10 protein-coding genes are annotated in these 13,566 nt (G+C 33.9%); 4 read left to right on the top strand and 6 right to left on the bottom strand.

The features are described 5' to 3' along the window. Positions 1 to 130: 130 nt before the first annotated feature. The gene (locus R1X58_RS12015) at positions 131 to 1,819 is read left to right on the top strand and encodes a histidinol-phosphatase HisJ family protein (RefSeq protein WP_240572982.1); all 1,689 of its coding nucleotides are present in this window, start codon (positions 131 to 133) and stop codon (positions 1,817 to 1,819) included. 196 nt (positions 1,820 to 2,015) lie between these two features. Here R1X58_RS12015 and R1X58_RS12010 read toward each other — a convergent pair whose 3' ends face one another. Beyond that, the gene (locus R1X58_RS12010; RefSeq protein WP_240572981.1) at positions 2,016 to 2,681 is read right to left on the bottom strand and encodes a response regulator transcription factor; all 666 of its coding nucleotides are present in this window, start codon (positions 2,679 to 2,681) and stop codon (positions 2,016 to 2,018) included. A 2-nt stretch (positions 2,682 to 2,683) separates the two neighbouring features. Further along, the gene (locus tag R1X58_RS12005; RefSeq protein WP_240572980.1) at positions 2,684 to 4,357 is read right to left on the bottom strand and encodes a tetratricopeptide repeat-containing sensor histidine kinase; all 1,674 of its coding nucleotides are present in this window, start codon (positions 4,355 to 4,357) and stop codon (positions 2,684 to 2,686) included. Positions 4,358 to 4,565: 208 nt separating this feature from the next. Here R1X58_RS12005 and R1X58_RS12000 point away from each other — a divergent pair, with 208 nt between their 5' ends. Then, positions 4,566 to 5,681, top strand: a complete 1,116-nt coding sequence (locus R1X58_RS12000) for a hypothetical protein (RefSeq protein ID WP_240572979.1) — start codon at positions 4,566 to 4,568, stop codon at positions 5,679 to 5,681. A 75-nt stretch (positions 5,682 to 5,756) separates the two neighbouring features. Here the strand turns inward: R1X58_RS12000 and R1X58_RS11995 are convergent, their stop codons facing one another. From R1X58_RS11995 to R1X58_RS11980, 4 genes are read right to left on the bottom strand one after another with little or no spacing between them, the layout of a single operon-like run. Next, positions 5,757 to 7,214, bottom strand: coding sequence for a lipopolysaccharide biosynthesis protein (locus R1X58_RS11995; RefSeq protein ID WP_240572978.1), 1,458 nt, complete (start codon positions 7,212 to 7,214; stop codon positions 5,757 to 5,759). Then, positions 7,215 to 8,492, bottom strand: a complete 1,278-nt coding sequence (locus R1X58_RS11990) for a glycosyltransferase family 4 protein (protein WP_240572977.1) — start codon at positions 8,490 to 8,492, stop codon at positions 7,215 to 7,217. It abuts the gene before it with no gap. Next, positions 8,485 to 10,923 (bottom strand): YfhO family protein, encoded by a 2,439-nt coding sequence (locus R1X58_RS11985; protein WP_240572976.1) that lies wholly within the window; start codon positions 10,921 to 10,923, stop codon positions 8,485 to 8,487. The genes R1X58_RS11990 and R1X58_RS11985 overlap by 8 nt, the downstream gene beginning before the upstream one ends. 30 nt (positions 10,924 to 10,953) lie before the next feature. Beyond that, entirely contained in the window at positions 10,954 to 11,238 is a 285-nt protein-coding gene (locus R1X58_RS11980; RefSeq protein ID WP_240572975.1) for a DUF4834 family protein, read from the bottom strand. Positions 11,239 to 11,393: 155 nt separating this feature from the next. Here R1X58_RS11980 and R1X58_RS11975 point away from each other — a divergent pair, with 155 nt between their 5' ends. Continuing rightward, positions 11,394 to 12,398, top strand: coding sequence for a transporter (locus R1X58_RS11975; protein ID WP_240572974.1), 1,005 nt, complete (start codon positions 11,394 to 11,396; stop codon positions 12,396 to 12,398). A 23-nt stretch (positions 12,399 to 12,421) separates the two neighbouring features. Then, positions 12,422 to 13,540 (top strand): GNAT family N-acetyltransferase, encoded by a 1,119-nt coding sequence (locus tag R1X58_RS11970; RefSeq protein ID WP_240572973.1) that lies wholly within the window; start codon positions 12,422 to 12,424, stop codon positions 13,538 to 13,540. Positions 13,541 to 13,566 lie beyond the last annotated feature (26 nt).

Raw genomic sequence — 13,566 nt, 5'->3', positions numbered from 1 at the left:
TAAGACTATTTTTTAAAGTGAAAAAGAATTCTTTTTAAAAAAAATTGAAAAGCACTTTATAATAGTCTATTATTTCATTTCAATAACTAAATTTGCTCCTTTAAACGCAATTTTAAAGCATTTTAGTTTTATGAGAAAACTTAACGAGTTTATTTGGGAAACACACGGTATTCATGCTGGTACAGAACAAGACCACGTAAAGCATGGTATTGATAAATTAGAGGATATTATTGATAAAGCTATTGAAGCCGGTCACCCGAGTATTACCTTTATTATTCACTCCCCTCGCTTAACAAGTTTTCGATATACAGCCGAGCGCGAAACCAATGTAAAATTCATTCGTGGTAACCGTTCGTATTTAAACTACCCAAAACGTATTGCCAACCTTCGTGAAAAATACGAAGGACAAATTAATATTAAATACGGAGTAGAATTAGAATGGATGGGACCTGAATTAGGATTACAATGGAGCCGTTCTAAAATTTTCCAGGCCGAAGATGCCGATTATGTTATTGGTTCAGTACACTTTGCTCCGGAAGGCTTACCTTACGATGGCTCGAAGGAAGAAGCCTTGGAATTATTAAAACTTCGTGGAAGTCTGGAAGCTTACTGGGATGGTTATTTTAATGAAATGATCCAGATGATTGAATCTTTCGGAGACATGATTCAAATTATTGGTCACATCGATTTACCAAAGCTTAATGTCGATATGCCTGAAGCTTTAATTAATTTTGAAACCAGTGCGCATCCATTAGCAAACAAATTCAGAACCCTTTTAGAGTTAATTGCCGACCGTAACTTAGCGCTGGACGTTAATATGGCTGGTAAGTTTAAAGGTGTTGGTGTATACCCGGTTCAAAACATTTTAAGACGCGCTAAAGAATTACAAATTCCGGTTTGTGTAGGTACCGATACGCACCATGTACGTTACTACGGACTTAACTTTAAAGAAAGTTTAGAATACATTCAGGAGGCTGGTTACGAGAGCTACGTGAGTTACTCGAAGTTAATTCCTGAAAACCGTACCATTTACGACGATCACGAGCTAAAAGTTAAATACACCGTTTTAAATAAAGGTATCGAACTTTTAAATCAACGATTAGATACCGAGCAAAGACGTATTATCCCTGATTTTTCATTCGGAGGGTCTTTTTCTGAATTCGTTGATCTTTATAAAGGTTCAACCAGTATGGGCGAATACAATGCCATTAGAATTCGTAAAACCGGGAAATCTATCACGGTAACAAACGAAATTCCTGAAAAACCAACCAAAAAAGTTAACGGATTATTCTCTAAACACTTAGATAAACCAGGGGTTATTTCATCATTATTCAACACGTTAGCTTCTGAAGGTATTAACGTAGAAACCGCGCGTTTAAAATCGAACGACGACGGAACTGCCGAAGCTTTTTTATCTATTAATGGTGATAATGAAAATATAAAAAGCGCTATCGATTTCATTAACGGAACCGATGCCGGAACCTTTACAAATTTAACCTATAAAGAAAACGCCGAACTACCAAACTACCACCGTGATGGCGTGTATTTATTGGAAATGGATGGAGTAAATCTAAACTTGGCTTTAAGCGAAAAAGTTATAGTTACTAAACACCATAATGCACCTGGAGTGTTATTAATCTTATTATCAGCTTTAGCTTCTAAAAATATCAATATTATTGATTTACGATTAGGAAAACTAAACAACGTTGGTTATTCGGCTTTAGCTGTTGACGGTGATAGTAACACCATCAATAACTTATTAAGTAAATTAGGAGATCAATACTACGAAGCGAATCTTATTGAGTTTCACAGTATGTAATTCTGAATCAACTGATATAAAAAACACCTTAGCAATTTATGTTAAGGTGTTTTTTTATGTGGTTAGTTAACTAAAAACAAAAAGCACGCTTAAAAAGACGTGCCTAATGCTCCCTATGGTAAAAGGATTAATAGCATGACAAACATAAGTCTTTAATATGGTTCTATTTTATGGAAAACCGTAACATGATCTCTTTTTATATAAGGCCTAAATCTTTAAGAATCGCAACTAAATGAATGGTGTTATTTGCCTTGAAAACATCTTTTAACTTATTGATACGTTTTTCAATAGAACTTAAACTACTTGGAACCATTTTCTTTGATTTGAATAACTGACTTATTTCTCCCTGAGAAAACCCCATAGACAATTGTTTAATCAGTTCTATATCGTAATCGTCAATTTCGAGTTCGTTATTTTGGTTTAGGGCATTTTCAACCTGCGGGGAAAGAAATATGTTTTGATTAGCAACTTGTTTAATGGCCTGCGACAACTCTAAAGCTCCTTTTCGGCTTTTACAAACATAGCCATTAACCCCATGAGTGTTAATTAAAGTACGAACCTTTTGCAAACGATCTTCCATAGAATACACGATAATCGGTAACTCCGGAAATTCATCTTTTAAGACCGCTGCCAAATCTTCACCAGACTCTAAAGTAGTATTCTGATAATCTTGTTTAAAAGATAAATCGGTAATTAATAAATCGAAAGGCTCTGCATCTAAAACAGCACGTTTTACTTTTAAATGTGCCTCGTCGCAATATTGTGCCTGAACCACATTGGTTATATCATTTTGATTAAGTATTGAAAGTACGCCCTCGCTTACTACATCGTGATCATCAACTATTAAAACCTTTTTAAACATAATTATACTGAGATTTTTGACTTGAATCCTCTACCCGATTCAGATTCAAAAATAATCGTTCCGTTTATAGATTTTATACGGTTTTCCATATTCTGCATTCCGGTTCCTTTTAAAAGGTTGCATCCGCGACCGTTATCGGTATAAGCAATTTGAATTTTATTGTTCTCATATTTAAAACTCATAACCACATTAGAAGCCTGGCTGTGCTTCTTCATATTTACCATCAATTCCTGAAGCACACGATACAGTGTTATTTTTTTTATGTTATCAATCTGCTCCCATGGCACCTGACTGATTCCTTTTGTGATGATATTTACCGAATTATTACGGTAGCCTTGCAACAGGTCTTTTAAAATACTCAGGTAATTTTCATTAAGATCAATTGTACTGTTTTCTTTTGAAATATCTCGGGTTTTAGAATATATGGCTTCCAAATCATCTAGAATATTATCATTGACTTGTGGAGTTGTTTGAAGCTTTGACATGACCTGATACACATCGTTCGCTACCTCGTCGTGTACTTTTTTAGAAATTCGCGCTTCTGTTAAATATACCTGTTGTACTTTATCTTTACGGTATTTTACCCTTAGAATCATCATCACAAATCCTGAAATAATCAAAACTAACACCCCTATAGATAAATAAAGCAATTTAAAATTCCTTTCTTTCTGCTTTTCTAATTCGGCAGTGATTAATTCCTGTTCTTTCTCTAATAACTGTTTCTCCTTTTCTGCAACATTGTATCGTATGGCTGCAAACTTATTTTCTCTCAAAAAATGTTCGTTTTCAACCTGTTCTTTCAAATTTACATAGGCACTAAAATCATGATTATGTTCTAAACTCAACTTTAATTTTAAAGCTTCTAACTGATAACTCGGAGTTCCGATTTTATTTCCAATGGTTTGTAACGAATCTATGTATGATTTAGCTTTTACTTTATTTCCTGCATCTAAACAAAACAAAGACAAATGTCTATAACTGGAAAAAAGACCTGATAAAAGCTCACTTTTCTTCCTCATAGCCAAAGCGGCTTTCATAAGCTCTACACCTGAGTTATCTCCTGCTTTTGTTTTATAATAGCCAAGATTGTCAATAAAAACAACTTTTATGCTAATATCTTGTATGGTTAGTGCTTGATTGTAAAGTGGATTTAAAATCTCAACAGCCTTTAAATAATCACCCTGATCGGCAAAATTATTAGCGATGTTGGTAGTAATGGCGATAATATTTTCAGGGTCTTGATTAAGTTCTAATGCCTTATCGAAATATCGATTGGAATTTTCATAATCTTTAAGATTTCTGTAAATAGTCCCTAATTGATTAAATAAACGCTCTCGTGCAGCTTGAGTTTTTGATTGCTCTTCAACCTTATCCAGTAGTTTTAAAGATTCAATGATAAGTTGCTCACTTTGGTCGTAAAATCCCATTGTATATTGCCCATAAGCGATTAACTCCAGGTTATAAGCTGCTTTTTCAGGTTTATTATCATTTAATGCTTTAGTTACTTTCTTCTTAAAATAATCGAACGCTTTTGTAGATAGATTAACGTCCTTAAACTCGGTTATAGCTTTATAATAAATTTTGGTACTATCCTGTATTTGTTGTGCCGAAATTTTAAGACAAAAAATGCCTTGTAACCCAATGAAAAACAGAAGTAAAAACACTTTTTTATTCATAACTCAAAAATAATGAGTATTCTCTGACTTTACTAACTTTTATTCTCAAAATTCAGTCTTAAAAAGTATTTCTTCACTACAATAAATATTTTTTATTTTCACAAATAAGACACTAATAAACAATAACTTAAACACAACTCTCCTACTGTATTTTATTTTTGGCACGCTGTTTGTAATTCAATAAGCGTAACATAAAAAACGAGCAATTATGAAAAAGTTTATATTCTTATTAGCAGGTTTAGTCCTTACAGGCTTCACTACTCATGCAGCCACAACCACCAATACAGAACATGCAGAAACAACCATTTATAACAGAGGTTATGGTAATTCTTTCATATTTGTTGAAAACGGTATTGAGTTTTCAGTATTTAGAGATGGACAGTTCGACTTTAACATACTTGGAAACAATTCGCAACTAAACGTATCGGTTGGATCACCAAATTTCAACATCAGTTTTAATTCTGGTTACGATTATAACGCTTATGTGCAATACGATGAATTTGGTGCTATTATTCAAATTGAAAACACACCAATTTATTACGATTACTTTGGTCGCGTATCACAAGTAGGCCATGTAAATATAAATTACAATAACTACGGATTTGTAACCCGTGTTGGCGGACTATATGTTCATTACAACAGATACAACGTGTTTTCGCACTGTACCGGATACATTAATGTATATAACAGACATTATGTATACAGACCTTGGCACAGATACTACAGTATTCCTGCCCGTGATTATTGTGTAGTGTATAACAGACCTTACAGACAGTACTATAAACCTGTACGTTACAAATACCACAGACCGTATTATAACAATTATAGACCAAGAACTTCGGTTGCCAACAGACATGGTAATACCATTAAAAGAAATAGTAGTTATGCTACTGTTAACAGAAGTCCTAAAAACATAAATTCAAACCGTTATACAGCAGATAACAATAGAAATTACAACAATAAAACGGTTAACAGAAGTTCTAATAGAACCTATCAACCAGACGTTAATCGCAATAATTCTAGAAACAATAACGTTTATAGAGATAACAAAGCGATTAGAAATAACAATTCAAGAAATTACGAACAAAATCGAGTAACACAAAAACCAAACAGTAATAATACTCGTATATACAATAACAATAACAGAGACACCAGAAAGTCCTCTCAAATAGCTCAAAGATCAAATGATAAATCAAGAGCAACACAACAAAGAAGTTCAAATGTTTACCAAGGTTCAAAAAGTAAACCAATGGCATCTAACACGAGAGGTAATAATAGTAAAGACAATAACAGATCGGCAAATTCACATAACAGACGATCTTAAAATTTTGGTTGGTTAGTTTAGAAATCCCTTCGATATGTTCGCCCTAAAGCAACTTCGAGGGGGTTTCTTTTTATATTATTTAAGTTTGATAAATCTATCGAGAAGTGAAGAAATATTATCCGATAATTTAAACTTATGAATAACATAAACATAAATCAGCCCAACTAAAGCTGACTTTAAACTAATATTCAAAATCGGGTGAAACGGAAAATCCCAGAAATAGAATAGAATAACTGCCAAAACTATAACGCCACCAGTTTTTAAAGTATTAGCTGTAAATGGTAAAATTTTAAATTTCCTGTAAACAAAAATCAGCTTAATCGTATTGTATAAAAACATAGCTAAAAACGTTGCTAATGCCGCGCCATTGATTCCTAATAACGGGATAAAAATAACATTTAATAACACCATTAACACCACCAGAATAACCCCAAGTAACAATACCATCCTGTAATAATCGCTGTTGAATAAAATAGCATTATTACTTCCTAAAAGCGCATCGTATAATTTAGCCACACTAATAATAATGACTACAAACAGTGCATCACTAAACTCTTCCGGTATGATGTGATACAACTGCTTTATGTTTAAAACGATTAATAAAAAAATTAATCCGCTAACCACAAATAAGGTAAGTGAACTACGCTTTGATAAATCCTCCAATGATTTAATATCTTTTTCATTGATATATTTTGCCGATAGTGGCAGCAAAATTTGATGCATTGACCGTTGTGGCACCGCTATAACCGCTGCAATAAAAATTGCCACATTATAATAGGCTATTTCTTCAATAGGAATATAATGACCTAACATTACCTTATCGACATCCAACAATACCGTGGCAATAGAACCTGCAATAATGATTAAAAATGAATACTTTAAAATACTGCTCAGGTTATTCACCTTTTTAAAGGTCAACACCGGCCATTTAATACTGAATGCGTAAAGTTTCATAATTAACATTCGAATAATATAAACCAAAACCAGTCCTTGCATAAACTGTTCAATACCTATAACTTCAAAATGCAACATAAACAAAAGTATCATAGCACCTACTCTATGAAAAACCTCTTTCATAAAATTTCCAAACACGGTTTGCATCTGTACTTTTGCCCAGGCAAAAAACACTTCAAAATACGCTAAGGCTATCGCTATAATAAAGGTATGCCATAAGTAATTTTTAATGATTACATTCTCCTTTGACAGAAATCCGGCAATGGTATCATAACTAAAAACTCCTAAAACAGTTAATGGAATAGTAACTATGATGGGTAGAAAAAGCATCAATGTTAAAAAGCTGTTGAGCGATACTCTTGTTTTAAAAGATGAATAAAACTTGACAATAGTATTATGCACCCCAAAAGCCATTACTGGCATTATAACATAAGCTAACGACAACATATAACCCACCATTCCATAATACTCATCACTCATAAATTTGGTATAGAGGAACAAGGTATTAATAGCTCCAATAAAAAAACCTAAGTAAGTAGAAATGATATTTTTTACAGATTGTGAAGCAACAATACCCATTTAAATCAAATTTGATAGCGATTTGGTTAAAGCCTTACGACTGTATTTTTGCAGACCAATGGCGTGCACTTGTAATTCGTTATTTTTAAATGCCTTATAATGCTCTAAAATAACAGATTTTAATGAACTGTAACTGTTATAGTAAAAGTAGTTACCTGTGTTGGTTTCTTTAATAATGGCCTCGACATCTGAATCTTTAGGACCTAAGGCTATAATTGGTCGATTAGACACCATATACTCAAAAAGTTTTCCTGGAATAATGCATTTGGTTTCGTCTGAATCAATTTCAATAAGCAGCAACAATTGCGACTGCTTTTGATGCTTTATCGCCTTTTGATGTGATACATAGCCTATATTTTTAATACAATTATCTAAACCATATCTATTCATAGATCTTAGCACATCTTCGCTTACGGCCCCTATTAAATTCAATTGAAAGTCTTTGGCAAAACCATCACTTTCATTCCTTAAATCGCGTAACACACGCCACAAAACTTCCGGATTACGCTTTGATAATAAGGAACCTATATGCGCCAAAGAAAACTTAGAATCCATTGTAAATTCCTCCAAAGGCTCATAATCATAACCATTGGTAATAACATGAACAGGTTTGTTTGTAATTGCTTCAAATTCAGATTTTGTAGTAAAACTGGTTACAATAATTTCATCAGCTGAATTTAAAACTTCCTTTTCTAAAGCCTTATGTTTTTTAGCTGAAGAGGACGTCAATTTTAACTGCTTATGGTATCCAATCGTTGTCCACGGATCTCTAAAATCGGCCAGCCATTTCACGCCTAATTTAGTTTTTAAATGTAAACCAATTAAGTGCATACTATGTGGTGGCCCGGTGGTTATAATAGTTTCAATATGTTCTTTTGAAATATATTCTGAAAGAAAATTAACCGAAGGTTTTACCCATCCTTTACGCGCATCAGGAATAAAAAAGTTTCCACGTACAAACAGCAAAAGTTTTTCAGTTAAACTCTGCTTTTTTTGTTCCGGAATAATCCCCTTACTAATAGCTTTCGACGACTTCTTAGAAAATAACCCTGCCAGTTTATAAGGCTCATTAATCGGCTGTTTGATGATTGTTACATCTTTAGAAACTTCTTCTAATAAACTTTCATCAAGAAGTGGATAATTAGGATTTTCAGGAATATAAACTATCGGCTCAACATTAAAATCTGGTAAGTATTTTACAAACTTTAACCAACGTTGAACTCCGGGACCTCCAGCAGGAGGCCAGTAATAGCTTATTATGAGGACTTTTTTAGGCAATAGTTTCCTTTTTCTTTTTAAACTCGTAAAATAATCCACCAACCAATAGCAAAGCAAAAAGTAATGAGCCCGCTAAAGTTATTGTACTTCCGGTTTTCACCACATCCGGGTCGAACTTAAACTCAATTGTATGTTTACCCTCTGGAATTTCCATACCGCGTAAGGTATAATCTACACGAATATGCGAAGCCTCTTTACCGTCGATAATCGTTTTCCAACCATTTCCATAATACACTTCTGAAAATACAGCAAAACCATCATTTTTGTTAACCGACTGATATTTTAAATAGTTAGGTTGTTGTTCAACCAAAGTTATGGTTGCGGTTGAATCTACTGTGTAGTTTGGAATTTCAGATTTGAAGGTATTTCCAAAATCAACGATATTCAAAACCGCCTGTTTTTTATTGTCCAACTTATCTAAAGCTAAGATTTCATCGTTAGGATTATCAACGGTTTTAAAACTTTCAATAAACCAGGCATTACCATTAGCCTCATCATTTACATAAGGGAACATCTGCCCTTCTTTATCTTGAGCAATAATGTATTTTGTATTCAGCAAATTCAATACATTCATATTGTTTTTAGCCACATAAAACTCAAAAACATCATTATAACGGCGTAATTCCGCTGCGTTATAACCCGTTAAAGAATTATGGAAATACGAAGGTTTTGATGGCCCTGAAACTAAATCGTAAACTCTAAAATGACTCTCGTCTTTTAAAATTTCCTTATCAATCGCATTTGCTGTAAATGGCTTATCGACTTCTCTCGCTGAGACAAAATCGTCATTGTTTACGTAACGTCTGTCTACACCCACCAAATCAAATAAAATCAAGGCTGCAAAAACAAAAATAACGGTTTGTTGTTTAAACTTCTCTTTTAAGAACATGTAAACCGCTCCGGCTGATAACAGCACCAAAACCAAAGTTCTTATCGTATCATTAGTAAATAATGTTTTTCTATCGGCCTTTAAAGCTTCAACAAAATCTGGCCCATAATTCTGACGGTAGAATCCATCGTTTACACCAACAAAATCGAATAAGGAAGTCTTAAATAACAGGAATAAAACAGCTATTCCTCCAGTTATACCAGCAGTATATTTTAAAGCTTTTAACTTTTCTTCTTTAGTATTTTCATCTTTAAATAACTTTACCAGTCCGAAAACAGCTAACACCGGAACACACAATTCCAGTAACACCTGAATAGATGTTACTGCTCTAAACTTATTGTAAAGTGGTACATAATCAATAAAGAAATCGGTTAGTAAACTAAAATTCTTTCCGTAAGATAATAGTAATGAAAATACAGTTCCGCCAACCAACCACCATTTTAATCGGCCTTTTACTAAAAACAAAGCCAGTACAAATAAAAATAGTACAACTGCTCCAATATATGCAGGAGCCTCAACTATTGGTTGCTCTCCCCAATACATCGGTGCACGTTTAGCTTCCTGAGCTGCTTGTGTAGTGGTTGCTCCTAACTTTCTAAAAGCATCGTAAGTTGCAGAATCTTTACCAACATCTTCACCATTACCTCCTCCCATAAATCTTGGGATATACAGATTAAATGTTTCGGCTATTCCATAACTAAATTGTGTAATATAGTCTTTATCTAAACCTGTAGTTGCAACCTTAGGTGAACCATCAGGATTAATAGTTAATTCGCTTTTTCCTCGTTTGCTTTCCTTTACGTATTCTTGAGTGGCTAAAATATTCGTAGCATTTAAAGCTATCGACAAAACAACCGCCCCAACTAATACTGCAATAGCTTTAAAATAGTCTGGTAAGGTTTTCCTTTTGTATGCATCAACCAAATAAGCGATTCCTAAAATAATGACCAAAAACATTAAATAGTAAGTCATTTGGAAATGGTTTGCAACCAACTCCAGTCCCATCGCAACAGTTGTAAGTAAAAATCCTCCTAAATATTTTCGCTGAAAAGTTAAAATAATACCACTTAGCACCAATGGCATATAGGCTATAGCATGTGCCTTGCTATTATGCCCAACTCCAAGAATAATGATTAAATAGGTTGAAAAACCAAAGGCCAAAGCCCCTAAAGCAGCGAGTTTAAAATCGACTTTTAGCACCAAAAGTAAGATGTAAAAGCCTAAAAAATAAAGAAATAAATAATCAGCCGGACGCGGAATAAAACGTAAAGCTAAATCTAATTGTTTAATATAATTATGCGGATATTTTGCCCCTAACTGATAAGTAGGCATCCCGGCAAAAGCACTGTCCGTCCAATAGGTTTCGGTACCTGTTGCTTCTCTAAAATCATTTTGTTGCTTACTCATGCCTATATATTGCATGATATCGCTCTGAAAAATTTTCTTTCCTTTTAAAACCGGGTTAAAATATGCTAGCGCAACAATAACAAACCCTAAAATAACTAATAAATGTGGAAGTGCTTTTTTAAATGAAAATTGCATGAAAATGGTTTAAATCAATGAGTGCGAAAATTAGTCAATTTCTTCGTAATCCACGTATTCACCAACCTCTTTATTTGAAGATTTTCTATTTGGCATTTTATCGATAGTTACCTCTCCTTCCTTTTTTGGAGGCTCCTGCTGGCGTTGTTGCTGAAAATTACCAAATTGCCCACCAAATCTTTGTTCTGCTTTTTTAGAAACATATTTTATAAGGAACGGCGTTAATAGCCTTGAAATGATTTTTATTCCGTAATACACAAGAATAATTATCAAAATCATTCGTATCAATCCGTTCACCGATGCTTGCTGTATCATAAAATTCTTTTTAACAAAAATACAATTCTATATGCTTAAAAAACGTTCAAAAATGATAAAAAAACTATAAAATCTCTATATTTGAAATGCCTAAAGCGGTATAAATACTGTATTCGTTTTATCTTTTTGATACAGCGAAAATTAAACTCAACATTATGAAGCTAATCAAATCTACTCTGTTTATTTCACTTAGTTTAATAGCCGCCAAAGGCTTTGCCCAATACACCGACGTTATAAATTCTAACCGACCAGGTGCTTCCAGAAGTGCTTTTTCTGTAGGAACAAATGTCTTGCAATTTGAAGCTGGGCCTTATTTTATAAACGAAAAAAGAACACCTGCACCTAGCTATGAAGTGGAAGGTTTTGGTGTCGATTTTGCTGCACGTTATGGTTTATTATGGGAGCAACTGGAGTTAAATGTAGAAGGCACTTTTCAAAGTGACACCAAAACATATACTTCAACTATAGACGCTGAAGACAAACGAGCGAACTTCAAATTTTTAACCGTGGGCGCCAAATATTTAGTTTTCGATCCTTATAAAAATGCAGAAGAGGACAAACCTAATTTATATAGCTGGAAAGCGAACCACAAATTTAAATGGAAACATTTAATTCCTGCGGTTTCAGTTTATGCCGGCGTGAATTACGACACCGATAAAAACCCATATACAGCGGTGGGTATTGAAGGTTTTAGCCCTAAAGTCATGATTGCAACTCAAAACAATTTTGCAGGCGGTTTTGTGTTCATTACAAACTTTATTAAAGACCGTATTGGTACAGATCAATCCGACTTTCAATATATTTTAACCTTAACCCACTCCTTTAGTCCAAAATGGGTTATTTTTGCAGAAACACAAGGGATAAAAAGCGATTTCTATGCCGACAATCTGTTTAGATTTGGTGGAGCCTATTTGTTAAGTGAAAACTTTCAGCTAGACACAGCCATGACTTTAAACACAAAAGATACCCCATCTGTATTTGGTGTTAATTTTGGAATGTCGTACCGTTTAGATTTTCACCAGGACCCATATAAGGAAATTGATAACGGCACATCGGCTAAAGATGAAGGCCAACGCAGATCTCGCCGAAATAAAAACAAGAAAGGAGATTCCGACTTGATTAATTCAAAACAAAAACGCGAAACCGTAGACTTTAATTAAACCTGCGGTTTTAAAAGCACTTTATGATTACAATAAAAGAAGTTAAAACTAAAAAAGATTTAAAAGACTTTGTTAAGTTTCCATTTAAGCTTTACAAAGGCTCAAAATATTGGGTACCACCCATCATTTCAGAAGAAGCCAAAACGTTCGATGTTAACGAAAATCCTGTTTTTAACGATGCAGAAGCCACATTGTTTTTAGCTTATAAGAATAATGAAATTGTAGGGCGAGTTTCTGCCATGATAAACTGGCTTGAGGTTAATGGCCAAGACGTAAAAAAAATGCGCTTTGGCTGGTTCGATTTCATCGACGATTTAGAGGTCTCTAAAGCCTTGTTAAATAAAGTTGAAGAAATAGGCCGCTCTCATGGTTTAGAATATGCTGAAGGTCCAGTTGGTTTTTCAAATTTAGACAAAGTTGGTGTAATGTATGACGGATTTGAAAACAGAGCCACCATGGTTACCTGGTACAACCATCCTTATTATATAAAGCACTATGAAGCCTTAGGTTACAACATTGAAAAGTCCTATTCTGAAAGTAGCTTTTCTTTTGATGTTGTAGATCCTAAAGTATTTTTAAAACTCAACGATATTGTTACCAGGAGGTATCAGCTAAAAGCGTTAAACTTCACTAAAACTTCTGAAGTGATGCCTTATGTAGATCGTATGTTCGATTTGTTTAACGACACCTATGCTAAACTATCGTCTTTCGTTGCTGTTACCGATATTCAAAAAGAATATTTTAAAAAGAAATTCATCGGATTTGTTAATCCAGAGTACATCAAATTTGTAGTAGATAAAGACGATAACTTAATAGCCTTCGCTGTTGTACTTCCGTCATTCGCTGAAGCTTTACAAAAAGCGAAGGGTAAATTATTTCCTTTTGGATTCGCCCATATTTTACGTGCTAAGAAAAATAGCAAAAATGCGATTTTCTATTTAATCGGTGTGCATCCCGATTATCAACACAAAGGTGTTCATGCCCTTATCTTTAATGAATTTTACGAAACGTTCAAGGAAAAAGGCGTTGAAACTTGTGTAAGAACTCCTGAATTAGACGACAATATAGCCATAAGGCAGATTTGGAAACATTTCGATTCTAAAGTTTATGCGCGCAGACGAACGTATAAAAAGAACTTATAACAACAAAAAAACGCCGCTAAAATTAA

Origin of the sequence: Aestuariibaculum lutulentum (assembly GCF_032926325.1) — a bacterium.
Lineage (GTDB): Bacteria > Bacteroidota > Bacteroidia > Flavobacteriales > Flavobacteriaceae > Aestuariibaculum > Aestuariibaculum lutulentum.
This window is presented reverse-complemented; position numbering and strand designations above follow the sequence as displayed.